This is a genomic window from Ewingella sp. C233, assembly GCF_055407225.1.
Genome location: NZ_JBUZRI010000001.1, coordinates 1,559,112 through 1,583,465 on the forward strand (window position 1 = coordinate 1,559,112; position 24,354 = coordinate 1,583,465).

A 24,354-nucleotide genomic window follows, 5' to 3' on the forward strand; every position below is an offset into this window, starting at 1 on the left:
TTACACAATGCCCACGAAGGTGTATGTTCACTTTGTGGCGGGGAAACTCTCCATCACCAACAGATTGAGCTACGATTATCAAGGGGCGCGCAAATTAGTAAGAAACAGTTCTGAATCAAACACTCTGTTGCGTCCGTAACTGAATGAGGGTGGCGGCTTATGACGACAAAGACCCAGGAACACAAAACTGAAGACAAACGTCTGAGCGATGGACCGGACTGGACGTTTGAGTTATTGCAGACTTACCTCGAAGAAATTGATCGGGTCGCGAAATCTTACCGGCTTGAAACCTACCCGCACCAAATTGAAGTGATCACGTCCGAACAGATGATGGATGCTTACTCCAGCATCGGTATGCCCATCAATTATACGCACTGGTCGTTCGGCAAGAAGTTTATCGAAACCGAGCAGCGCTATAAGCACGGTCAGCAAGGGCTGGCGTATGAAATTGTCATCAATTCCAACCCCTGCATTGCCTATCTGATGGAAGAAAACACCATGACCATGCAGGCGTTAGTGATGGCGCACGCCTGCTATGGACACAACTCTTTCTTCAAGAACAATTATCTGTTTCGCAGCTGGACTGATGCCAGTTCAATTGTGGATTATCTGCTGTTTGCCCGCCGCTACATTAGTCAGTGCGAGGAGCGCTACGGTGTAGAAGAAGTAGAGCGTTTGCTCGACTCCTGCCATGCGTTGATGAATTACGGTGTTGATCGCTATAAAAGACCGCAAAAGATCTCTCTGCTGGAGGAGAAAGCCCGCCAGGAAAGCCGCGAAGCTTACCTGCAAAGTCAGGTAAACTCACTGTGGAAAACCCTGCCACGAAAAGACAATGTGGATGCGCCGGAGCACATCCGGCGCTTCCCGTCCGAACCGCAGGAAAACATTCTCTACTTTATGGAAAAAAATGCACCGCTTCTGGAACCTTGGCAGCGTGAGATCCTGCGCATAGTGCGCAAGATCAGCCAGTATTTTTATCCGCAGAAACAGACGCAGGTAATGAACGAAGGCTGGGCAACCTTCTGGCACTACACCATTCTTAATCATCTGTATGACGAAGGGAAAGTGTCGGAGAAATTCATCCTCGAGTTTCTTCACAGCCATACCAACGTGATTTTCCAGCCGCCGTACAACAGCCCCTATTACAGCGGTATTAACCCTTATGCGCTGGGGTTTGCCATGTTCCAGGACCTTAAGCGAATCTGTCAGTCACCCACGGAGGAAGATCGTTACTGGTTCCCGGACATCGCAGGTTCTGACTGGCTTGAAACTCTGCATTTTGCCATGCGTGATTTTAAGGATGAGAGCTTCATCAGCCAGTTCCTGTCACCAAAAGTCATGCGCGACTTCAAACTGTTCACCGTGCTCGATGATGACCACAACAATTATCTTGAGATTGCCGCCATTCATAATGAGGAAGGCTACCGCGCGATCCGCCAGGAATTATCCGCTCAGTACAACCTCAGTAATCATGAGCCAAACATTCAGGTCTGGAATGTGGATTTGCGAGGTGACCGTTCGCTGACGCTGCGTTATATCCCGCAGGACCGCGCCCCGCTTGACAAGAGCCGCCGGGAAGTGATGAAGCACATTCACCGCCTGTGGGGCTTTGACGTGTTCATGGAGCAGTTAAATGAAGATGGTGGTGTGGAGTTACTGGAGCGATGCCCGCCACGTCCAGCTGCGCTGTGAGGTGTAGCGGCGAATTTAAATCATAAAAAAGGGCGCTCAGGCGCCCTTTCCTTTAGAAATTATTGGTGTGGCTGATTAGCGTTTTTTGTCGGTCAGATCACCGGGCATCGCGCCCTGCATGCTGTGCCAGATTTCACCACTCTGACGACCATAATCACGTACGCAATCGACAATCTGATCATAGCTCTTTTCATCGCAGATGCGGGAAAGCTTCTGATAGAAAGTTATCGCCAGTTTACGTGCTTCCGGATTGGAGAAGTAATAACGCCCGACGCGGGTATACAGGCCGCGTAATCCATTGATAATCAATCCGTAAATCGGGTTTCCTGAGGCAAACGCCAGACCGCGGAAAATTCCGTAATCCAGTTCGGTAAAGGCTTCCGAGCTGTCAGAGACCTCCTGCGCCTTAGCCAGAACCTGCTGTGTCTCTTCCGGGTTACGACGCATCGCTTTACGGATAAAGATAGTCGCAATATTGGTTCTGACAGACAGCAGATTATCAATCAGCTGCGGTACGCTGTCGTGATCAAGACGTGCCAGCGTTTCCAGAATATTCAGCCCGGAAGTTTCCCAGAAATTGTTGACCTTAGTCGGCTTGCCGTGTTGGATCGTCAGCCAGCCATCGCGCGCAAGCCTCTGTAATACCTCACGTAATGTGGTACGGGTTACGCCAATTAATTCAGAAAGTTCACGTTCAGCAGGTAGAATAGTTCCCGGTGGGAAACGGCTGTTCCAAATACTTTCAATGATGTACTCTTCGGCGAAACCGGCAGGACTCTGCGCCTTAATAACCATGTTTTTTACGTTCCGTTTAGGACTTTTTATAAGCGATGTAGTTCAGCTCATCATACCAGACGAAAAAGACAGGATATAGCGGCCTGTCAGAACTTGTGTTGAAACTGTGCATAGCTTGGCACTATTTTCCCTTAATTAAGCAATTACCGAACTTTTTATTCATTTGACTCGCCTTTAGTGGTTGAACTGACTAGCCTATAGTATTGATTTTCTTGCATTACACTCTGGAGAACGACAACAGCATGGACATGACTTTCAGAAGCGCGTTCGTCAAAAATTTTCTAGGCCAGTCGCCCGCCTGGTATAAGCTGACGATCATCGCCTTTCTTATTATTAATCCGTTGATCTATTTTCTGGTCAGCCCTTTTCTGGCGGGCTGGTTGCTGGTTGTCGAGTTCATTTTCACACTGGGCATGGCGCTGAAGTGTTATCCCTTACAACCAGGAGGATTGCTGGCTATTGAGGCAGTGATGATGGGTATGACCAGCGCGGAGCGGATACGCGAGGAAATTGCCTCGAATCTGGAAGTGATCCTGCTGCTTATCTTTATGGTCGCCGGCATCTATTTCATGAAGCAGTTGCTGCTGTTTGTGTTTACGAAATTACTATTGAATATCCGTAGTAAAATCGCCCTGTCGCTCTCTTTCTGCCTCGCGGCCGCCTTCCTTTCCGCCTTTCTTGATGCCCTGACCGTGATCGCCGTGGTGATCAGCGTCTCCGTTGGCTTCTACTCGATTTATCATCGTGTGGCATCAAGTAACGACGACCAGGGAGATGTTAAAGACGACAGCAGCTTTACCGGAAACCAACAACGTCAGGCCATTTTGGAACAGTTCCGCGCCTTCCTGCGCAGCCTGATGATGCATGCAGGGGTGGGTACCGCGCTGGGCGGCGTGATGACCATGGTCGGTGAGCCGCAAAACCTGATTATTGCAAAATCTGCGGGCTGGCAATTTGCCGATTTCTTCCTGCGGATGTCACCTGTCTCAGTGCCGGTTTTCGTCTGCGGGCTGATAGTCTGTTTTCTGGTAGAACGTTTTCGTCTGTTCGGCTACGGCGCAAAATTACCGCATCCGGTCTTTGAAGTGCTCAAGAAATATGACCAGCAAAATAGTGCTAAACGCGATAAGCAAGAACGCATCAAGCTGTACGTGCAGGCGATCATTGGTGTGTGGCTGATTGCAGCGCTGGCTTTTCATCTGGCTGAGGTCGGACTGATTGGTTTGTCGGTGATTATCTTTTCTACGGCACTTTGTGGGGTGACTGATGAGCACGCGATCGGTAAGGCCTTCCAGGATTCATTACCCTTCACCGCCTTACTGACGGTATTCTTTGCCGTCGTCGCGGTGATTATTGAGCAGCATCTGTTCAGCCCGATCGTCCATTTCGTTTTGCAGGCACAGCCCGGCGATCAGCTTTCGCTGTTTTATCTGTTTAATGGTCTGCTCTCTTCTGTTTCCGATAACGTCTTTGTCGGTACCGTCTATATCAACGAGGCAAAGGCAGCATTACAAAGCGGCGCAATTTCGGTACAACAGTTTGAACTGCTGGCTGTTGCCATCAATACCGGTACCAATTTGCCTTCCGTCGCCACCCCCAACGGTCAGGCTGCGTTTCTTTTCCTGCTGACCTCCTCACTTGCGCCACTTATTCGCCTCTCCTATGGCCGTATGGTGTGGATGGCACTGCCTTATACGGTGGTGATGACTCTGACAGGTTGGTTGTGTGTGCAATATTTATTGCCTGATATGACTGCATGGTTTAGTGCGATGCAGTGGATATCGTTACCGGATGCTCACGGGATTATCCCAATGCATTAACAGACGATTTAAGAACGCTAAACATTAGTGTTCCTCTAAGGTGTCGGATTAAAGCAAATCTCCCTATCCGACGCCAAAGAGTGCGGTTTACGCACTATTTTTAACTGATTTTGAAATCAACGGGCTGGCAGCCAAGATGAATTGGTTTACACTGCTTGCCAGTAGCTTACTGCATGGAAAAAAAACTATGTTGCAATACCTTAACCGTTGCTCTCAAGGGCGCGGTGCCTGGCTTCTGATGGCATTAACCGCTTTGGTTCTTGAACTCGTCGCCCTTTACTTTCAGCATGTCATGTTATTAAAACCTTGCGTCATGTGCATTTATGAACGTTGCGCACTGTTTGGCATTATGGGTGCCGGGATTGTGGGTGCTATTGCCCCAAAATCCGGAGTATTTCGTTATGCCGGTATTTTTATTTGGCTCTATAGCGCCTACGAAGGGATCCGCCTCTCATGGGAACACACCATGATCCAGCTGCATCCTTCACCGTTTGCGACCTGCGACTTCGCAGCGCGCTTCCCAACTTGGTTACCGTTAGATAAATGGTTCCCTGCTGTGTTTGTTGCTTCTGGCGATTGCGCAGAAAAACAGTGGGAATTCCTGAGCCTCGGTATGCCGCAGTGGTTGGTCGTCGTTTTCAGCGTGTTTATGGTTATTGGCGCGCTGGTCCTGATTGCTCAGTTTGTAAAACCTAAGCGTCGTGATTTATTCGGTCGCTGAGACTGATTTTTTTAAAAGATTAAAACGAAAGAGGCGCCTCAACAGGCGCCTCTTTTTATGTTCTACACGTTACTTTGTACGCCACAAACGAAGCTGACCATACCAACCGCTGTCAGTTTCATACTCTTGATGTATGCCATTAGCGTCAATAACCGCTTCGGCAGACCGGCCGGTCATCGTACAGGCAAGGCTCACTTTGACATTACGCTGTCCGTTGACCATGCGTAAATCGACATATTCGTTAAATTGCAGTGCCGCAACCAGTTTGCCATCCACGCGCACATACAGCGGACAGGTTCTCTCGAAAGGAATGACGGTCCACTGATCCATCCGGTGAAGCCGGACAATGGTTTTACCCTGCTCGGCTTTAACCTGATCTGCCTTATCCTGCTCAGGGCTCTGCGTTTTGTTGGTCTGGCTTTCAGTCACTACCGCAGACTGAAGGGCCTGCGGGGCTGGCTGATAGGGATTCTTACCCGAACAACCGGCCACTAACAGTACTGCCAGCGCAATAAACGTTTTTTTCATCGTTGTCTTCCTGAATGGACGAACCCATTGATATGCAAAAAATTGATGTGCAAATGATAGCAGCGAGAGAAACTAAGGCAATGCATCATGTGCAGAATGCTGTTTTTTCGTATTTTTAAAAGCAAAAACCCGCCTTAGCGGGTTTATAAAACAAGCACTGTGGCATCCCGCAGTGGCTTAGCAAAAAACACTTACCCATCACGGATTTAGTTGTTTACTAATCCCCCCGCTTTAGACATAATCGCCGTCCACTTCATGTAGCAATGATTGGTAAGGCCTCGGGTATTTTATATACTCGGGGCTTTTTCGTTTTCTGAGGTCTTACTTAGCCCAGCTCGGTTTATTCATGATGTGGTCCTGCCAGTCTTCAACATCATCCTCGCGTACAGCAATATAACGCACGGAAATGCGCTCCGTATGCATCGCTGATTTTGAGGACTTGTTGAGCAACGGGTGCCATGGAAGTAATGACCTCCCTTCACCGATCAGACGATAGGCGCAGGTTGGCGGTAACCAGTCAAAAGTGGTGAGATTTTCGCGGGTAAGTTTGATGCAGTCTTCTTCCAGTGTGAAACGGCGGTCGTAGTTACGGCACTGGCAGGACTTAATGTTGAGCTGATTGCAGGCGACGTTGGTGAAATATATTTCGTCTGTATCTTCGTCAATCAACTTATGTAAGCAGCATTGCCCGCAACCGTCGCACAACGCTTCCCACTCTTCATCAGTCATTTCAGACAGCTTTTTTTGCTGCCAAAAATTGGGTTCAGTCATGGTGGCATCCGGGTTTAATAAAATGAGGGGGCTTATATAAACATTTTAGCGCACAGATGCAAGTAAAGCTGCCTGAAAACGGCCCAGGCAGCGGATAACTTGCGGCAGATCAGGCGGGCTTAAATAACGCGGGTAGTGACACTTTTCCCATTGAGTGATACCTCAATGATATCGCCAGTCGCCATCGGCCCCACACCTTGCGGTGTACCCGTTAGAATGATATCGCCCGCTCGAAGCGTAAAGAAACGGCTTATATAGGCGATCAGCGGCAGAATTTTGGTCAGCATATCGCGGCTGTTTCCACTCTGGCGGACCTCACCATTCACAATTAATAGCAGGTCGGCCGCCTGAGCATCACCAAACTCACTGACCGGGATAAATCCGCTGATCGGACATGACCCGTCGAAACCTTTGGCTTTTTCCCATGGCTGACCGGCTTTCTTAAACCCAGCCTGCAAATCACGCAGCGTTAAATCCAGAGCCAGGCCGTAGCCCGCAATGGCATTAGCTACCCGATCTTCACTGGCTTGTTTGAGAGGCGTTCCAATCAGAACAGCCAGTTCAACTTCGTGATGCACCGAACCCAGATTCGCAGGGATAGCAATGGGCTGACGAATGTCGCATAGCGCCGTTTCTGGTTTCATAAACAGTACCGGCTCAGCTGCAGTCTGGCTGCCCATCTCTTTGATGTGATCAGCGTAATTGCTGCCAACACACACCACTTTGTTTACCGGAAAATCGAGTAACGCGCCGTTCCAGTCTCTGTGTTGGTACATGAGAAACTCCTGAAAGTGTCAGTCAGCCGCCAAAAGGATTTTTACCCGCCGGAGCAGACGGTGCCGTGACCGCCGGTGCGTTGGGCCTTGCCGCTGCAGGCGTCTGAGTCTCAGCCTGAGCCGGTTCTGCCACAATAGCATCAGCCATCATGCCGATACTCAATGCGAAATAGGTCGAGCGGTTCCAGTGCATGATAGTACGGAAATTATCATAAACCAGGAATGCTCGGCCTTGCAGGTCATCCGGGGTGATAATCCAAGCGCGGGTAGCCGTGGAACTCAGCGTGCTACCATCGGCCGGCGTCACACCTTTTTGCTGCCAGTAACTGGCCGTATGCATCTGGTTGTTTTTCAGACCGGTCTGACTCGCATCAAAACCAGCCGGGAGTTTTACTTCCTGTCCCCAGCCCTGTCCCCTTTTCCAGCCTTCGGTAGAGAGATAATTGGCGGTGGATGCGAAGACATCGTTGGTATCATTCCAGATATCAATTTTCCCGTCACCATCACCGTCTGCACCGTAATTCAGATAAGAGGTCGGCATAAACTGCGACTGGCCCATAGCGCCTGCCCAGGAGCCCTTCATCATGTCGCTGGTCGCGTGACCGGAGTCGACAATTTTCAGTGCAGCCATGAATTCTTTAGTAAAGAAGGCTTCGCGGCGCCCTTCAAAGGCCAATGTCGCCAGGGCGGAAAAAACATCCTCTTTGCCCTGAATTTTACCGAAATTACTTTCCATAGCCCACAAAGCAACGATGTACTGCGGTTGCACGCCATAACGATCGCTGGCCTGAGTCAGTGCTGGGAGATTGGCCTGATACTGGATCCGAGCCTGCTCGATTTTTGCCTGCGGCAGGACGCGCGTCAGGTAATCATCCAGCGTAATTTTCTTTTCCAGCTGATTGCGGTCGGAGTTTATGACGCGATCGAGAAAGTGCACATTCGCGAAGGCGCTGTCGATAGTCTGCTGACTGATGCCCTGCTGGCGGGCCTGAGTTTTAAGCTGCTCAACATAGGCCGGAAACTCTGCGGGATCGCGCCCCTGGTCAGCCAGCGTAGTTTTAGCGGGTTTCTCCGCCGCAGGCGCTGTCGCCGTCGGTGCGACGACCTGAGGTTCCGTGGCCACACTTTCTCTGGCGCAACCGCTGAGGATCACACTGGTCACTAAGACTGCCAATACCGACAATTTCATCACGCTATTCCTTATTATCTCGATGCATCTGGGTTGTCATCAACCTGAAGGAGGCAGGAGATGAATGCAAGACGACAGCTCCGAATTTACAAAATCTCACCAACAACCCATGACAACGCTTTATTTTTCACCGTTTTCCAGGTGCATATTCAATAAACTTTCCATTGGCGGTGGAACTTGTAAATAATAACCTTGCTCTTCGAGTGACTTTTTTACTTTCTCAATATCGGCAGTGGCTAATTTTTTTCGCTGAGCGAGGTTTAACACCATCGAGAACTCTGGCTTACCAAATCCTTGCAATAATTCTTCAGGGATACGGGAAAAATCGTCTTTTTTTTCGACATATAGGTAAGTTCGATCGCGTTTGTTACTTCTATAGATGGCACAAAGCATTTTTTTAACTCTAATTTATTGAAACGGTGGCTTGCCTAGATATAAGTGTAACTATAACATGCTTATCGTACATCGGAATATCGCCCCCCGAGTGGTATTCCGGGGATTAGAAGTTGCTGAGACTGAGTCAGGATAGATGTCACAATCGCCAATAGAACTAAAAGGCAGCAGTTTTACCTTATCGGTTGTTCATTTACATAGTTCACAACCCGAGGTTATTCATCAGGCATTACAAGAAAAAGTGGAGCAAGCTCCTGCTTTTCTCAAAAATGCCCCTGTTGTTATCAACGTCGCGGCGCTTACAGGCGAAGCGAACTGGAAAGACATTCAACAGGCTGTCGCTTCTGCTGGTTTTCGCGTTGTAGGCATCAGTGGTTGCAAAGACGAACGTCAGAAACGTGCCATCTCCCGTACCGGTTTACCGCTACTGAGTGAAGGCCGTGCGCAGCGTATTGCCGCAGAACCGCCGGTGCCTGTCGTGCCAGACAACGCGCCAGCGAAAACCCGGATCATCAGCTCGCCAGTCCGGTCTGGCCAACAGATTTACGCCCGTAACAGCGATCTCATCATTACAAGTAGTGTGAGCGCCGGTGCGGAACTTATTGCCGATGGCAACATCCATATTTATGGCATGATGCGAGGCCGTGCGCTGGCTGGTGCCGCAGGTGATGCAAATTGTCAGATATTTTGCACGCATCTGGGAGCTGAGCTAGTCTCAATCGCAGGGCAGTACTGGTTGAGTGATCAAATCCCGTCCGACTATTACGGACAGGCAGCACGCCTCAGCCTGTTGAATAACGTGTTAACCATACAACCTTTAAACTAAGCCCTTTTGACAAGGAATCCTTTCATGGCACGCATTATAGTTGTTACATCGGGTAAAGGGGGCGTTGGCAAAACCACTTCAAGCGCAGCCATTGCTACCGGTTTAGCTCAAAAAGGCAAGAAAACCGTAGTCATCGATTTTGATATCGGTTTGCGTAACCTTGACCTGATCATGGGCTGTGAGCGCCGCGTTGTTTATGATTTTGTCAATGTGATACAGGGTGATGCCACGCTGAATCAGGCGCTTATCAAAGATAAACGCACTGACAATTTGTTTATTCTTCCGGCTTCGCAAACGCGTGATAAAGACGCGCTGACTCACGAAGGCGTTGAAAAAATTCTTAATGACCTGAATGAGATGGGATTCGATTTCGTGGTCTGTGACTCACCGGCAGGCATTGAAACCGGCGCCCTGATGGCGTTGTATTTCGCTGACGAAGCGGTGATCACCACCAACCCTGAAGTCTCTTCAGTTCGTGACTCAGACCGCATTTTAGGTATTTTGTCCTCAAAATCCCGTCGTGCGGAACAAGGCTTAGAGCCGATTAAAGAACACCTGCTTCTCACCCGTTATAACCCGGGCCGCGTTAGCCGCGGGGACATGCTTAGTATGGAAGATGTGCTTGAAATTCTTCGCATTCCGCTATTAGGTGTGATCCCTGAAGATCAGTCTGTACTGCGCGCGTCCAACCAGGGCGAACCAGTCATTCTCGATCAGGAATCCGATGCGGGTAAAGCGTACGATGACACCGTCAGCCGTCTGCTTGGTGAAGAACGCGCGTTCCGTTTTATTGAAGAAGAGAAGAAGAGTTTCCTGAAACGCCTTTTTGGGGGATAAACCATGGCCTTGTTAGATTTCTTTCTGTCCCGCAAAAAGCCGACAGCCAATATAGCCAAGGAACGGCTACAAATCATCGTAGCTGAGCGACGCAGGGGGGACAGTGAACCCTCTTATTTGCCGGAGCTCAAACGCGATATTCTTGCGGTGATTTGCAAATACATCAAGATTGACCCTGAAATGCTCCAGGTACAGTTTGAGCAAAAAGGTGATGATATTTCAGTACTTGAACTTAACGTCACCTTACCGGAATCGGAAGAAGCGCCTAAATGACAGAGATGGAACTGTTCTTTTTGAGGCCTTTTTCTTCAAAATAGTAGCCCCCTGACCTTCAGGGGGTAACTGTATAAATATACAACACCCGCTACTTTCCCTCTTCAATTATTGGTTACTGTTATTATACATACCAAATATCGTCAAACAGTGAATGAGAGTTTTCTAATAGGTTATCGCTTCGCTTATCTATAACCTGCTAATCTCACCGAGAGTTAATGTTAATTCCCCTCCTATTTTTTTCCATAGTAATTATTGAGCAATAAAAAAGGCAGAACGCTGCCTGCCCTTTCAACTACTTTTCTTACGCTATAAATCTGACGACATCTTAATATTCTTTAAGTATTTCGCTTAATTTATCAGCCAACAACTTCCCACGCCATCCGCTAATAAGTTCAGGCAAATGTTCTTTGGTCTTCAACTGCCAATGCCAGTTTAACAATTGGTTAATTTGGCGACGGGAAGCTAATAATTCAACGCTCAGCCCACTCTCTTCACTGACAGCTTGAATCAGCGCTTTAATGTCTTTGAACACCTTACGATAACCCGGCTGATCAATCAGGTTCGATAGCGGTGCAGGCAGTTCGGTGTCATCTAACTCATTGGCTTCTGCCACCAGTGCCAGCAATGTGCGCCCGTGGTAGCGAATCTCCGGACCACTCAGGCCCAGCGCCTCAAGTTCACCTAATGACGTCGGCTGATAACGCGCCACCTGCCAGAGATTCTCTTCGCGCACGACAAAGTTGACCGCCAGATCACGCTGACGGGCCTGAGTCAGGCGCCAGGACGCTAACTTCTGCAGGCATGCCAGTTGACGTGGGCGCAGCTGGAAGGCATTGGTGATGTCCAGATAAGCCAGCTCAGGTAGCAGCACTTCGGAACGGCGACGACATAACGCCAGACATTCATCCAGAGCAGCATTCATCCACCCTGCTTCTTGTGTCTCGCGCATCAACTGTTTTGCCAGTGGCAATAAATACCAGACATCGGCAGCGGCATACACACACTGTTTTTCGCTCAGAGGACGGGCAATCCAGTCAGTGCGTGATTCGCTTTTATCCAGTTCCACACCCGTGGTTTCCTGCACCAAACGTGCGAAACCGCAGGAGAGAGGACGCCCGCTGAAGGCTGCCAGAATCTGGGTATCAATTAATGGCACAGGCATCACACCAAAGGCATTGAGGAAGACTTCAAGATCCTCGCTACCCGCATGAAGGAACTTCACCACATCCGGGTTGGTCAGCAGATCAATAAAGGGCTGCCATGCAGTGATCGGCAAAGGGTCAATTAAGGTCAGTGTTTCGCCGTCAAACAGTTGGATCAGGCCCAGCTGCGGGTAATAGGTACGGGTTCTGACAAATTCGGTATCGAGGGCAATCTGGCTGTGCGCGCGCGCCTGAAGGCAAACCTGCTCCAGTGCGTCGTTGGTGGTGATTAACTGATAGTTCAAACTTTGATTCTCTTCTTCATATACCCGTTATTCACGTTGAATCACGTGGGTATCATTGCTTTGTTACGTGACAACGCCGGACATCGCCGGCGTTGTGAGAGTCTGCTGCGTCAAACCAAACAAACTTGTGACATGCTACGCGGCGTTCTGTGCCGCATCAGACTTAGGTTTATTCTGTTCATCACGAAGTTCGCGACGAAGAATCTTGCCAACATTTGATTTCGGCAATTCATCGCGGAACTCAATAATCTTAGGGACTTTGTAGCCTGTCAGCATCCGGCGACAGTGGGCCAGCAACTCTTCACTGGTTAGCGAGGGATCTTTTTTCACCACGCAAATCTTAACGATTTCGCCGGACGATTCGCTCGCAATCCCTATTGCCGCCACTTCCAGCACTTTTTCATGCTGAGAGACCACTTCTTCAATTTCATTAGGGTAAACATTGAAACCTGATACCAGGATCATGTCTTTTTTACGATCCACGATGCGTAAAAAACCCTGCTCGTCCACTGTAACGATATCACCGGTTGAGAGCCAGCCATCTTTTAGCACCTCGTCGGTAGCAGCCGGACGCTGCCAGTAACCGAGCATCACCTGCGGCCCGCGGATCAGCAGTTCACCAGGTTGGCCGTCAGCCACTTCATGACCGTTATCGTCGACCAGTTTCACCTCAGTTGAAGGCACCGGCAAGCCAATGCTGCCACTATAGTGTTTCAAATCATAAGGGTTACCGGCCACCAGCGGTGAACATTCTGTCAGACCATAGCCTTCAAGCAAATGTTTGCCGGTGAGTTTTTCCCATTTATCCGCCACCGATTTCTGCACTGACATACCCCCGCCGACTGACAGGCGCAGCGTAGAGAAATCCAGTTCTCGGAAATCTTCATTATTGAGCAGCGCGTTGAACAAGGTATTCACACCGCTGATGGTGGTAAAGGGGTACTTCGCCAGCTCTTTGACCATCCCTGGAATATCCCGCGGATTGGTAATAAGTAGACTCCGCCCGCCCAGTTCAATGAACAGCAAGCAGTTTACCGTCAGCGCGAAAATATGATAAAGCGGCAATGCGGTCACCACCAATTCATGACCCGGTTGCAGTAACGGTGAATACGCCGCCTTCGCCTGCTCAAGATTCGCCTGCATATTACGGTGAGTCAGCATCGCTCCTTTCGCCACACCGGTGGTCCCACCGGTATATTGCAGGAAGGCTAAATCGCTATTGATCACATCCGGCTTGATGTACTGCATCCTCCGTCCCTGCTGAAGTACGCTGCGAAAGGAGATCGCATTAGGCAGATGGTATTTCGGCACCAGTCTTTTGACATATTTAACGACGAAATTCACCAGCGTGCCTTTTGCAGCGGATAACTGGTCACCCATGCGGGTCAGGATCACATGCTTAATCTGCGTTTTGTAGACGACTTTCTCCAACGTATGGGCAAAGTTCGACACAATGACGATCGCACTAGCGCCGCTATCATTAAGCTGATGCTCGAGCTCTCGCGGGGTATACAGAGGGTTGACGTTGACCACCACCATACCGGCGCGCAACACGCCGAACAGGGCTATTGGGTACTGTAGCAAATTCGGCATCATCAGTGCGACACGATCGCCCTTCTTCAGCCCTAGTTCATTTTGCAAGTAAGCAGCAAATGCGCGGCTACGCTCTTCAAGTTTACGAAACGTCATCACCTCGCCCATGTTGATAAACGCCGGGCTATCTGCATAACGCAGCGCGGCATTCTCAAACATCTCCACCAGCGAGCTGTAGCGGTCCGGATCGATGTTCTCAGGAACATCCGATGGGTAACGTTTTAGCCAAACCTTTTCCAAGGTAATACTCCTGAAATCATGTGTTGCTGCCATCTCAATGTGACGAGTTTTATCACGTCTTTAACAATATTTTAACTCAGCTTACCAGTTGCGTTTTAAACAATGTTTAGGTTGAGAGGCCGGTCACTAATTTTGCTGGGCCTCCATGGCCCAAAAAAGAAAAAGGCGGCCTGAGCCGCCTATAAAAATCTTACTCACTTCTTGTTCGCCGCCGGAGGAGGAGGGGGTGGCACTTTTCCTCTGACCGGTGGCGGTGATTTATTCGGTGACGACGGTTTCGACACGTGCCGGTTGTGTGTCATACCAACCGGGGCCCCAGCCGGGCCCATAGCCTCGCCCCCAGCGTGGATCATAAGGGCCTCCGTATCCCCAACCCCATGGCCCCATTGGTTGCGGTGGCATCACGACTTGTTGAGTAAGGCGCCAGCGTTTGAAGCTGTTGACGTTCACCGTAACAAATTTATACGACGTCTGTCCGATGGTGCCCTCTTCAACACCAGTAATTGGCCCGACAACGGTCACCAACTGACCTTTGAAATCGACAGGATCAACGAAGCCATTCACATACGCATGAATACGCCCGAGTGAAGCGGCGCCGAGAATCGGTCTTGCACCATCATCAAGTGGCATCGTGGCAATTTCAAGGCGCGTTTTATTTTGCTCGTTGGTAATACCTACCACTTTCCCGCCAAAGCGCGCTTCCTGACCGACATACAGCTGTGGCGCGCCCTGCACCACTTGCAGATTCATCTGCGGCGTATCCGTTGTTCCGCGAATGTCATCGGGGACCGTGACGCAACCGGACAGTAATAAAACACTCAAACTGATGGCACTGAACGTCAGAGCCGAAAACCGTGGAACACCTGACCACTTACGCATAGCAAAAACTCCTGGACGATATTGTTAATTTTGACCACGGTTTCATGCACAAGTTGCTATAACTCACCGTCCGGGAAGCTTTTTCCAGGTCACTTCGTTACGCAGATAAACAGGTTCCGCATGTTCAGGGGTAACGCGCACGCCGCGCTGCCACATTTGCAGCGCTAATGGCAGCATGTCTTCGGCCTGTGGCAGAGACATCTCACCATCAAAGAGTTCTGCGCTCGACGTTTCGCCCAGCAGAGCAGGATAGGTTTGCCAGCCGGTACCGACGGTTGCAAAACGGCCCGAGAAATCGGCGGCGCGCATCTTGAGCTGCTCGGGTTTGATCACCGCTTCACTCTTTTCGCCCTGCCACTCACCGTCTGCGCTGCGGTAATACTCGCCCCAGTAGACATCGCCCATGCGAGCATCAATGGCGGCTAATACGCGCTCAGCACCGTTCAGGCGATGCGCGCCCTGCGCCATGGTCATCAGAGTGGATATCGGGAGCAGCGGCAGTTCAGCGCCGTAAGCCAGCCCCTGAGCGATACCAATACCAATACGTACGCCGGTAAAACTGCCAGGACCACGGCCAAAAGCCAGTGCGTCGAGCTGACTGAGCGTCAGGCCCGCTTCGGACAAGATTTGCTGAACCATCGGCAGAATACGCTGCGTGTGTTCGCGCGCGCAGAGTTCAAAATGAGCGAGCGTCTCGCCATCATTGTAAAGTGCAACCGAACAGGCTTCTGTCGCCGTATCAATTGCTAAAATTCGCGTGGACATGCCAACCCTCAGGCGGAATAAAGGAGTTAAAGGCCATAAACCCGCAGGTAAAGGCCTTTTTCGGGGCGGAATTCTAGCATAACCGGCGGGCTATTTCTGCTGTTCAACATTTTGCAGAAAACGGATCGCCTTCGCTAAATCTCGGGTACGCGGCGCTGGGGGCAAGCTGTTCAAAAAAACTTCGCCATAAGGACGCATCACCAACCGGTTATCGCAGATGATCATCACGCCACGGTCGTCGGTATCGCGTATTAAACGCCCGACGCCCTGCTTAAGGGTGATCACCGCATCGGGAAGTTGCACTTCGTTGAACGGATCTCCACCGCGTAAGCGGCAATCTTCAATACGCGCTTTTAGCAGCGGGTCATCCGGCGAGGTAAACGGCAGTTTGTCGATGATAACGCAGGAGAGCGCTTCACCGCGCACATCCACCCCTTCCCAGAAGCTGCTGGTTGCCACCAGCAAGGCATTTCCCGCCTCGACAAACTGGGCCAGCAGCTGGCCTTTGCTGGTTTCCCCTTGTAGCAGCACCGGCAGCGTAGTGCTGGCCCGAAATTCTTCGGCCAGTTCACGCATCATCAGGTGCGAAGTACAGAGGAAGAAACAACGCCCTTTGTTAGCCTCGATCAGCGGCAGCAGCATTTTAGCCAGCTGGCGCGAACCGCCACGTTCATTGGGTGACGGCAGGAAACGCGGCACGCAAAGCAGCGCCTGATTGGCATAATCGAAAGGGCTCGCCAGCAGTAAGGTTTCGGCGTTATCCAGCCCAAGACGGGCGGTAAAGTGATGAAGCTGATCGTTCACCGACAGCGTGGCGGAGGTGAAAATCCACGCGCCGGGTTTATCGGCCATCATTTCACTGAATTTGTCGGTCACCGACAGCGGCGTCAGCGCCAGCACAAAATGGCGCGAATTACATTCGTACCAGTAACTGTAACCGGGAATGGTGACATCTTTCAGGCGTTTGAGGCGGTTACGGTACACCGTCGCACGCTCAAACGCGGCATCCAGCAGGGCTGAACGGCCAAGGGAGAGTTTCACAACGTCATAGCAAAGCTCGAGTGCGTCATCGAGCAGTAACAGCGCGCGCTGAATCGCCGGTTGGTTGAGCACATCGCGCAGGTTGCCGCGAAAACCGGGTTCGCCGAGTGCCAGACGAAAATCCATCGTGCTCTGGCTCAGACGATCGGCGCTTTTTTGCAGCTGGACCGAATCCCGCACTTCTGTGCGGTAAGCGATCGTGATGTCTTTGGCCATATCCAGCAGTTGACGGCTGGTCACCTGCTGGCCGAAATACTGGCTGGCGATATCGGGGATCTGATGCGCTTCATCGAAAATCATCACGTCCGCGGTCGGAATTAATTCTCCAAATCCGCTCTCTTTAACGACCATATCGGCCATAAACAGATGGTGGTTGACCACGACGACGTCGGCATCCATCGCTTTACGGCGGGCTTTCACCACAAAGCACTCTTTGTAGGCGGGGCAGTCGCTGCCGAGACAATTGTCATTAGTACTGGTGACCAGCGGCCAGACATAACTGTCTTCAGCCACCACCGCGCAGGTGCTGATGTCCCCCTCTTCGGTCATGCTCGACCAGTTACGCAGATGTACCAAATCACTTAATGACTGGCTGGCAAGATCGCCACCGGACAGAGACTGCTGTTCGAGCCGTTCGATACACAGGTAGTTTGAGCGCCCTTTCAACAGAGCAAGCTTGCCTTTGAATTTCAGGGCGCTGGCAACTTTGGGTAAGTCTCGGGAATAGAGCTGATCCTGCAGGGCTTTGGAACCGGTAGAAATAATCACTTTTTTACCGGAGCGCAGCGCCGGAGCCAGATAAGCATAGGTTTTACCGGTACCGGTGCCCGCTTCGACCACCAGTCCCTGCTTATTGGTGATCGCCTTGCTGACGGCCTGCGCCATCAGACGCTGAGGTTCACGCGGTTTAAAACCTTCAATTTTCTGCGCTAACGCGCCGTCTGGTGCAAAATCGTCTGTCACGCTGTCTCTCTACCTGTACGGATCAGCAGTGATTATGCCAATCCAATGCCTCCGCGGCTACCGGCATCTGTCAATCCAACGTAATCCGCCTTTGTGATACCCTAGCGTCATCATTAGAAAGTGACTGAAGGAGCATGAAAATATGACCATCGAACGAATCAGACCCGAGCCGCGTATGTCCGATGTGGTGATCCACAACGACACAATTTACTATACCGCCGTGCCGGAAAACCTGGATGCAAATGCTAAAGACCAGACGGCTGAAACGCTGGCAATCATCGACGCCGTGCTGACTGAAGCCGGTTCTGATAAAAGCAAAATCCTCGATGCCACGCTGTTTCTGGTTCACAAGGAAGATTTTAAAGCCATGAATGAAGCCTGGGATGCGTGGGTTTCTCCCGGCAATGCACCGGTGCGTTGTACAGTTCAGGCCAATCTGATGAACACGAAATACAAAATTGAAATCAAGATCATCGCCGCACGTTAAGCGCTGACCAGCAGACATAAAAAAACCTCCCGCAGGAGGTTTTTTGTTTTTCGCCGGACAGAGTTTATTTCTGTGCGCCAGCGACAGCTTCTTTCGCGAGTTGCGTAATACGCGCGTAATCACCGCTTTCCAGCGCATCCGCGGGTACCAGCCATGAACCACCAATGCACAGAACGCTTTTCAGCGCCAGATAGTCACGGTAATTGTTCGGTGTAATACCACCGGTCGGGCAGAAACGCACCTGCGGGAACGGGCCGGCAATTGCTTGCAGGGCTTTCACGCCGCCGTTCGCTTCCGCCGGGAAAAATTTGAATTCACGCAGACCGGCATCCAGACCCAGCATCAGTTCCGATACGGTGCTGATGCCTGGGATCAACGGAATCGACCCCGCATTGGCGGCTTTCAGTAAATCTTCGGTCAGGCCTGGGCTAATGGCAAACTGGGCGCCCGCCGCAGTCACTTCAGCCAGTTGCACCGCGTTAAGCACGGTACCTGCACCGATGATGGCATCAGGCACTTCTCTGGCGATCGCCTTGATGGCATCCATCGCACACGCTGTACGCAGCGTCACTTCCAGCACGCGAACACCGCCCGCGACCAGCGCTTTGGCCAGTGGAACCGCATGTTCAAGTTTGTTGATAACAATCACCGGAACAACCGGACCGGACGTCAGAATCTGTTCCGCGCTTGTTTTCCAATTTTTCATCTTTGTCTCCATTCATGCCCTTGGGCATCGTTGTGATTGATGGCGTGCCCCTGCCACAGGGCCTGCAAAAAATGCAGGTTACCGACCACACCCATTAGCTAACCCTGCAATCTGAATGATTTGGGGTATTAAAAACATCAATAAAAAACCGCTGCCTGAGCAACGGTTTCAGAAACTACTATCAGGCCGTCCAGTAAACGCTGACTGGCGTTTGCGGCTGATTCAGCACGGCACGCACCGGCATTTCGTTTACGTCGGTGCCCTTTTCGGCCCGCTCATACACTTCGCGTTTAGCTTCGCCCATCAGATGCAGGTAGATATTGCGGCTGTCGAGCAGCAACGGCAATGTCAGGGTTATCCTGTCAAGCGGTGCAGTCAGTGGCGTCATGCCCATGCAGGTATGGCCTGAATCCAACGCCAGCGCAGCGGTCAGATTGGTTGCACCGGGAAATAATGAGGCCGTGTGGCCGTCATCGCCCATACCGAGGATCACCACGTCGATAGGTCGCGGTAACGCCTTCAGCGCTTCTTCGGTTTCAGCCGCCCCTTCAAAGGGTGACGGAGCCGCATTTTTCAGGGCAATAAACGTGGCTGACGCAGCAAACCCTTGCAACAGGTTTTCGCGTACCAGCTTTTCATTACTGGCGCCATTTTCCGGACCGACCCAGCGCTCATCGGCCAGCGTAATGACCACGTTGCTCCAGTCCAGTTCCTGACGCGTGAGCTGAATAAAAAGATCGAGCGGTGTACGACCACCCGATACCACCAGACTGGCTTTGCCGTTTGCCGCAATCCCCTGACGAAGGGCATCCGCAATCTTTCCGGCGAAGTTTTGGTTTAGCGCCAATGCGCCGGAAAATTCGACAAAATGAGCCATAAGTGTCCCTTTACTCGAACTCGTTCCAGGAGCGGCCGTCACGCGTGATCATTGCCACTGACGCGACAGGACCCCAGGTACCGGACTGGTAAGGTTTTGGTGCTTCACTCTCTGCAGCCCAGGCGTTCATGATGGAATCGACCCATTTCCAGGCTTCTTCCACTTCGTCACGACGCACGAACAGGGCCTGAATACCGCGCATGGTTTCCAGCAGCAGACGCTCGTAGGCATCGGCGATGTGCTGTTCGTTGAAGGTTTCGGTGAAACTTAAATCCAGCTTAGTGGTTTGCAGACGGTGCTTGTGCTCAAGACCAGGCACTTTGTTCAGCACTTCGATCTCGATACCTTCGTCCGGTTGCAAACGAATGGTCAGTTTATTCTGCGGAAGTTGCTGGTAAGAATCGCGGAACAGGTTCAGCGCAGGGCTTTTGAAATAGACCACCACTTCTGAACACTTGGTCGGCAGACGTTTACCAGTGCGCAGGTAGAACGGCACGCCAGCCCATTGCCAGTTGTCGATATCCACGCGGATAGAGACAAAGGTTTCCGTGGTACTGGATTTTTTCGCGCCCTCTTCTTCCAGATAACCTGGGACTTTTTTGCCCTGAACAAAACCGGCGGTGTACTGACCGCGCACGGTATTTTCACGCACATTGGACTGGTCGATGCGGCGCAGGGAGCGCAGCACTTTGACTTTTTCATCACGAATACGGTCGGTGCTCAGATCAGCTGGTGGTGACATGGCGATCATGGTCAAAATTTGCAGCAGGTGATTCTGGATCATGTCACGCATTTGACCGGCTTCATCGAAGTAACCCCAACGGCCTTCGATACCCACCTCTTCGGCCACGGTGATCTGCACGTGGTCGATGGTACGGTTGTCCCAGTTGCTGGCGAACAGGTTGTTGGCGAAACGCAGTGCCAACAGATTCAGTACCGTTTCTTTACCCAGATAGTGGTCGATACGGTAAACCTGAGTTTCAGCAAAGTATTCTGCGACCTGATCGTTGATGACCTGAGAAGACTCCAGAGAGTGTCCCAGTGGTTTTTCCATCACGACGCGAGCAGGTTCTTTGTTCAGCCCGGCTTCACCTAAACCACGGCAGATAGCACCAAAGTGGCTTGGCGCAATCGCAAAGTAGTTGATGGTGGCGCGATTTTTCTGGTCGAGCATCTTGCCCAACACTTTGAAATGCTTCAGATCGTTGACATCAAGGTTGCAGAATTCAAGACGGGCACTGAGTTTTCCCCACAGTTCCGGATTGATTTCTTCTTTCATGAAGGTGGCCAGCGCTTCTTTGACAACTTCGGTATATGCCGCTTTGTCCCACTCTGCACGGCCGACACCGATGATTTTGGTGTCAGGATGGATGTGGCCAGCCTTCTCTAACTGATACAGGGAAGGCAACAGTTTACGGCGCGCAAGATCGCCTTTAGCTCCGAAAATAACCAGGTCACAGGCCTGGGCTGTCTGGGTTACCGCCATGTTCTTCTCCTTAATGCAAGAATGCAGGATATATTGTAATTTTATTTCAGCAACAATGTACTCTGATTGGTCGGGGCCCGTAAACCTCGATCTAAAACGTTAATAAATGAATAAAAACCACATATTTTGTCATAGATGTTAAATTCGCCACTAAAACTGCCGAATTCTGTAATTTTATGACAAATATGGAGGGGATTTACCATACTGAAATTTAGATCCCGGTCATACTCTGAGGAGAAAAGCTTACAATTCACCACATTGCTTCTGCCAACCCAATCAGGCTCGTAGTATATTTTCATCAAACCGACATGATTTCCTCTTTTCATAGAAATCGTTGAAACCTATGAGTGGCGCGCAAATGAATACATTGGAAAAGATCCAAAGTCATCTGGATATCCTGAGCAAGTCTGAAAGAAAAGTTGCCGAGGCCATTCTCGCCTCTCCCCAGACCGCCATCCATTGCAGCATTGCCACCCTGGCCCGTATGGCCGATGTCAGTGAACCTACTGTAAACCGTTTTTGCCGCCGCCTCGACACGAAAGGCTTCCCTGACTTCAAATTGCATCTGGCCCAGAGTCTGGCTAACGGCACGCCGTACGTTAACCGCAATGTCGATGAAGGTGATGCCGCGGACGCCTATACCAGCAAAATTTTCGAATCCACCATGGCGACGCTCGATCAGGTGAAAAACACCTTGGACATCAGCGCGATTAACCGTGCGGTGGACCTGCTTACTCAGGCGAAAAAAATCTCCTTCTTTGGGCTTGGTGCCTCAGCCGCCGTGGCGCATGACGCGATGAACAAGTTTTTTCGCTTCAATATTCCGGTGGTCTACTTTGATGACATCGTTATGCAACGCATGAGCTGTATGAACTGTACTGAAGGCGATGTGGTGGTGCTGATTTCCCATACCGGACGCACCAAAAACCTAGTAGAACTGGCCCATTTGGCCCGTGAAAATGACGCCACAGTGATCGCCATTACCTCGCAAAACACCCCGCTCGCGAGCGAAGCCACGCTGGCGCTGCTGCTTGACGTGCCCGAAGACACCGACGTCTACATGCCGATGGTGTCACGCATTGCTCAGTTGACCTTGATTGACGTGCTGGCAACCGGTTTTACTTTACGTCGCGGAGCAAAATTCAGAGATAACCTGAAGCGGGTCAAAGACGCGTTGAAAGAATCGCGGTTTGATAAAGGCATGCCCGTTCCTAATGTTTTCGACTAAGCGTAGTCTGAATGATAAAGAAGTTCTCACTGTTTTTTTTGCAACACACTTGTTCACCAGTCAACGGAGTAATACATGTCCAGAAGGCTCAGAAGAACCAAAATTGTTTGTACCCTCGGCCCTGCCACTGACCGTGATAATAATCTGGAAAAGATCATTGCCGCCGGCGCTAACGTCGTGCGTATGAATTTCTCCCACGGCACCGCAGAAGACCACATCATTCGCGCCAATAAAGTGCGTGAAATCGCGGCACGTCTTGGCCGCCACGTGGCGATCCTCGGCGACCTGCAGGGCCCTAAAATTCGCGTGTCTACTTTTAAGGAAGGCAAGGTCTTCCTTAATATTGGCGACAAATTCCTGCTCGATGCCAACATGAGCAAAGGCGAAGGCGATAAAGAAAAAGTCGGTATCGACTACAAAGGTTTACCGGCAGACGTTGTACCCGGCGATATCCTGCTGCTCGACGATGGACGCGTACAGCTGAAAGTGCTCGAAGTTCAGGGTATGAAAGTGTTTACCGAAGTGACCGTAGGCGGTCCGCTGTCCAACAATAAAGGCATCAACAAGCTGGGCGGCGGTCTGTCTGCCGAAGCGCTGACCGAAAAAGATAAAGCTGACATTGTCACCGCAGCCAAAATTGGCGTTGACTATCTGGCCGTCTCTTTCCCACGTACCGGCGAAGATTTGAACTACGCCCGCCGTCTGGCGCGTGATGCCGGCTGTAATGCACAAATCGTTTCTAAAGTGGAACGCGCCGAAGCCGTCGCATCTGACGAAGCGATGGATGACATCATTCTGGCCTCAGACGTCGTCATGGTCGCCCGTGGCGATTTGGGCGTTGAAATTGGTGACCCGGAACTGGTCGGGATCCAGAAGAAACTGATCCGCCGTGCCCGTAAATTGAACCGCGCGGTGATCACAGCGACGCAGATGATGGAATCGATGATCACCAATCCGATGCCAACACGCGCCGAAGTCATGGACGTTGCCAACGCCGTTCTTGATGGTACCGACGCCGTGATGCTTTCTGCGGAAACCGCCGCCGGTCAGTACCCTTCTGAAACCGTGGCCGCGATGGCGCGCGTTTGTCTGGGTGCTGAAAAAATCCCAAGCATCAACGTATCAAAACACCGTCTGGATGTGGAATTCGACAACATTGAAGAAGCCATTGCGATGTCTTCTATGTATGCCGCCAACCATCTGAAAGGTGTCACCGCTATTATTGCTATGACCGAATCTGGCCGTACTGCCCTGATGATGTCGCGTATCAGTTCCGGCCTGCCGATTTTCGCCATGTCTCGCCACGAACATACGCTGAACCTTACCGCTATCTATCGCGGTGTCACGCCGGTGTTCTTTGACAGTAACAACGATGGTGTCGTAGCTGCGCACGACGCTATCACGTTGTTGCGTGACAAAGGTTACCTGCTCTCGGGTGATCTGGTGATTGTGACGCAGGGTGATGTAATGAGTACCGTCGGTACCACCAATACCAGCCGCGTATTACGGGTCGATTAATTATTATAAGCACATAAACCGGAGGGTTTAATTCTTTTTATTTTACTCTCTTCCTATTAAGCCAGTTCATTCGGACTGGCTTTTTATTTATCTTTTTTCTGTTTTTAATATCTCGTCTTGTTTAATTCTTTGCGCCTTGCACGAAATAAGACTTCAGTCTCATTTAATAACGATCGAAATAACGTCATTACTCCCGAAATCATTATGGGTAAATATGCCAAAACTCTCATTCACCCCCCCTCTCCGGCACCTATTTGTCATAAGAAATAAGGATAAATCCGATGGGGTTTATGTATGAAATTCCAATTTCGGTGTATTTGCGTGATCGGTATCACAAAAAATCATAAACTTTGCTTCTTTCCGCCGAATGATCATCACTGATATTGAATGATAATGATTTGCATTTATAATGATTCTCATTGGTTAAATCATTGCCTCACTCCGCACAAAGGAATTTACACAAAATTAAAATCTTATAATTTAATTTAAAGAAATAT

Annotated in this window: 23 protein-coding genes; 9 read left to right on the plus strand and 14 right to left on the minus strand. The window is 50.6% G+C overall.

Annotated features, from left to right (window positions below):
- Positions 1 to 159: 159 nt before the first annotated feature.
- Positions 160 to 1,695: a SpoVR family protein gene (locus ACZRKO_RS07020; protein WP_463736499.1), complete on the plus strand. Its 1,536-nt coding sequence runs from the start codon at positions 160 to 162 to the stop codon at positions 1,693 to 1,695.
- 75 nt (positions 1,696 to 1,770) lie between these two features.
- Here the strand turns inward: ACZRKO_RS07020 and fadR are convergent, their stop codons facing one another.
- Positions 1,771 to 2,490 (minus strand): fatty acid metabolism transcriptional regulator FadR, encoded by a 720-nt coding sequence (gene fadR, locus ACZRKO_RS07025; protein ID WP_463736500.1) that lies wholly within the window; start codon positions 2,488 to 2,490, stop codon positions 1,771 to 1,773.
- 242 nt (positions 2,491 to 2,732) lie between these two features.
- On the opposite strand from fadR, the gene nhaB reads away from it, so the two are divergent.
- Positions 2,733 to 4,310 carry a sodium/proton antiporter NhaB gene (gene nhaB, locus ACZRKO_RS07030; protein WP_463736501.1) on the plus strand — a complete coding sequence of 526 codons (1,578 nt, stop codon included), beginning with the start codon at positions 2,733 to 2,735 and terminating at the stop codon, positions 4,308 to 4,310.
- Between the two features lie 187 nt (positions 4,311 to 4,497).
- Positions 4,498 to 5,031: a disulfide bond formation protein DsbB gene (gene dsbB, locus ACZRKO_RS07035; RefSeq protein WP_463736502.1), complete on the plus strand. Its 534-nt coding sequence runs from the start codon at positions 4,498 to 4,500 to the stop codon at positions 5,029 to 5,031.
- A 69-nt stretch (positions 5,032 to 5,100) separates the two neighbouring features.
- Here dsbB and ACZRKO_RS07040 read toward each other — a convergent pair whose 3' ends face one another.
- The 5 genes from ACZRKO_RS07040 to ACZRKO_RS07060 form a co-directional block, all read right to left on the minus strand.
- The gene (locus tag ACZRKO_RS07040) at positions 5,101 to 5,559 is read right to left on the minus strand and encodes a hypothetical protein (RefSeq protein ID WP_463736503.1); all 459 of its coding nucleotides are present in this window, start codon (positions 5,557 to 5,559) and stop codon (positions 5,101 to 5,103) included.
- A gap of 321 nt (positions 5,560 to 5,880) precedes the next feature.
- Positions 5,881 to 6,330 (minus strand): YcgN family cysteine cluster protein, encoded by a 450-nt coding sequence (locus ACZRKO_RS07045; RefSeq protein ID WP_463736504.1) that lies wholly within the window; start codon positions 6,328 to 6,330, stop codon positions 5,881 to 5,883.
- 119 nt (positions 6,331 to 6,449) lie between these two features.
- Positions 6,450 to 7,106 (minus strand): fumarylacetoacetate hydrolase family protein, encoded by a 657-nt coding sequence (locus ACZRKO_RS07050; RefSeq protein WP_463736505.1) that lies wholly within the window; start codon positions 7,104 to 7,106, stop codon positions 6,450 to 6,452.
- A 22-nt stretch (positions 7,107 to 7,128) separates the two neighbouring features.
- Entirely contained in the window at positions 7,129 to 8,295 is a 1,167-nt protein-coding gene (locus ACZRKO_RS07055) for a lytic murein transglycosylase (protein ID WP_463736506.1), read from the minus strand.
- Between the two features lie 120 nt (positions 8,296 to 8,415).
- On the minus strand, positions 8,416 to 8,688 hold the full coding sequence (locus ACZRKO_RS07060; RefSeq protein WP_463736507.1) for a YcgL domain-containing protein: 273 nt from the start codon (positions 8,686 to 8,688) through the stop codon (positions 8,416 to 8,418).
- A 136-nt stretch (positions 8,689 to 8,824) separates the two neighbouring features.
- Between ACZRKO_RS07060 and minC the strand changes: the two genes are divergently transcribed.
- The 3 genes from minC to minE are packed head-to-tail and all read left to right on the plus strand — an operon-like array spanning position 8,825 to position 10,624.
- Positions 8,825 to 9,514 (plus strand): septum site-determining protein MinC, encoded by a 690-nt coding sequence (gene minC / locus ACZRKO_RS07065; protein ID WP_463736508.1) that lies wholly within the window; start codon positions 8,825 to 8,827, stop codon positions 9,512 to 9,514.
- A 24-nt stretch (positions 9,515 to 9,538) separates the two neighbouring features.
- Positions 9,539 to 10,351, plus strand: coding sequence for a septum site-determining protein MinD (gene minD, locus ACZRKO_RS07070; protein ID WP_140474027.1), 813 nt, complete (start codon positions 9,539 to 9,541; stop codon positions 10,349 to 10,351).
- Positions 10,352 to 10,354: 3 nt separating this feature from the next.
- Entirely contained in the window at positions 10,355 to 10,624 is a 270-nt protein-coding gene (gene minE, locus ACZRKO_RS07075) for a cell division topological specificity factor MinE (RefSeq protein ID WP_463736509.1), read from the plus strand.
- A gap of 328 nt (positions 10,625 to 10,952) precedes the next feature.
- On the opposite strand, the gene rnd is transcribed toward minE, so the two are convergent.
- The 5 genes from rnd to ACZRKO_RS07100 all read right to left on the minus strand — a co-directional run bounded on the left by rnd (position 10,953) and on the right by ACZRKO_RS07100 (position 17,555).
- Positions 10,953 to 12,074, minus strand: a complete 1,122-nt coding sequence (rnd, locus tag ACZRKO_RS07080; RefSeq protein WP_463736510.1) for a ribonuclease D — start codon at positions 12,072 to 12,074, stop codon at positions 10,953 to 10,955.
- 135 nt (positions 12,075 to 12,209) lie between these two features.
- On the minus strand, positions 12,210 to 13,907 hold the full coding sequence (fadD, locus tag ACZRKO_RS07085; RefSeq protein ID WP_463736511.1) for a long-chain-fatty-acid--CoA ligase FadD: 1,698 nt from the start codon (positions 13,905 to 13,907) through the stop codon (positions 12,210 to 12,212).
- A gap of 258 nt (positions 13,908 to 14,165) precedes the next feature.
- Complete coding sequence (locus ACZRKO_RS07090) at positions 14,166 to 14,786, minus strand: Slp family lipoprotein (protein WP_463736512.1); 621 nt, start codon at positions 14,784 to 14,786, stop codon at positions 14,166 to 14,168.
- Positions 14,787 to 14,849: 63 nt separating this feature from the next.
- Entirely contained in the window at positions 14,850 to 15,551 is a 702-nt protein-coding gene (gene tsaB, locus ACZRKO_RS07095; protein ID WP_463736513.1) for a tRNA (adenosine(37)-N6)-threonylcarbamoyltransferase complex dimerization subunit type 1 TsaB, read from the minus strand.
- Positions 15,552 to 15,641: 90 nt separating this feature from the next.
- Positions 15,642 to 17,555 carry an ATP-dependent DNA helicase gene (locus ACZRKO_RS07100; protein ID WP_463736514.1) on the minus strand — a complete coding sequence of 638 codons (1,914 nt, stop codon included), beginning with the start codon at positions 17,553 to 17,555 and terminating at the stop codon, positions 15,642 to 15,644.
- Positions 17,556 to 17,697: 142 nt separating this feature from the next.
- Here ACZRKO_RS07100 and ACZRKO_RS07105 point away from each other — a divergent pair, with 142 nt between their 5' ends.
- Complete coding sequence (locus tag ACZRKO_RS07105; protein WP_463736515.1) at positions 17,698 to 18,042, plus strand: RidA family protein; 345 nt, start codon at positions 17,698 to 17,700, stop codon at positions 18,040 to 18,042.
- Between the two features lie 64 nt (positions 18,043 to 18,106).
- Here ACZRKO_RS07105 and ACZRKO_RS07110 read toward each other — a convergent pair whose 3' ends face one another.
- The 3 genes from ACZRKO_RS07110 to zwf all read right to left on the minus strand — a co-directional run bounded on the left by ACZRKO_RS07110 (position 18,107) and on the right by zwf (position 21,111).
- Positions 18,107 to 18,748 carry a bifunctional 4-hydroxy-2-oxoglutarate aldolase/2-dehydro-3-deoxy-phosphogluconate aldolase gene (locus tag ACZRKO_RS07110; RefSeq protein WP_463736516.1) on the minus strand — a complete coding sequence of 214 codons (642 nt, stop codon included), beginning with the start codon at positions 18,746 to 18,748 and terminating at the stop codon, positions 18,107 to 18,109.
- Between the two features lie 181 nt (positions 18,749 to 18,929).
- Entirely contained in the window at positions 18,930 to 19,625 is a 696-nt protein-coding gene (gene pgl / locus ACZRKO_RS07115; RefSeq protein ID WP_463736517.1) for a 6-phosphogluconolactonase, read from the minus strand.
- A 10-nt stretch (positions 19,626 to 19,635) separates the two neighbouring features.
- Complete coding sequence (zwf, locus tag ACZRKO_RS07120; protein ID WP_463736518.1) at positions 19,636 to 21,111, minus strand: glucose-6-phosphate dehydrogenase; 1,476 nt, start codon at positions 21,109 to 21,111, stop codon at positions 19,636 to 19,638.
- Positions 21,112 to 21,469: 358 nt separating this feature from the next.
- On the opposite strand from zwf, the gene ACZRKO_RS07125 reads away from it, so the two are divergent.
- Entirely contained in the window at positions 21,470 to 22,339 is an 870-nt protein-coding gene (locus tag ACZRKO_RS07125) for a MurR/RpiR family transcriptional regulator (RefSeq protein ID WP_463736519.1), read from the plus strand.
- 75 nt (positions 22,340 to 22,414) lie between these two features.
- Positions 22,415 to 23,857 (plus strand): pyruvate kinase, encoded by a 1,443-nt coding sequence (pyk, locus tag ACZRKO_RS07130; RefSeq protein WP_463736520.1) that lies wholly within the window; start codon positions 22,415 to 22,417, stop codon positions 23,855 to 23,857.
- Positions 23,858 to 24,354 lie beyond the last annotated feature (497 nt).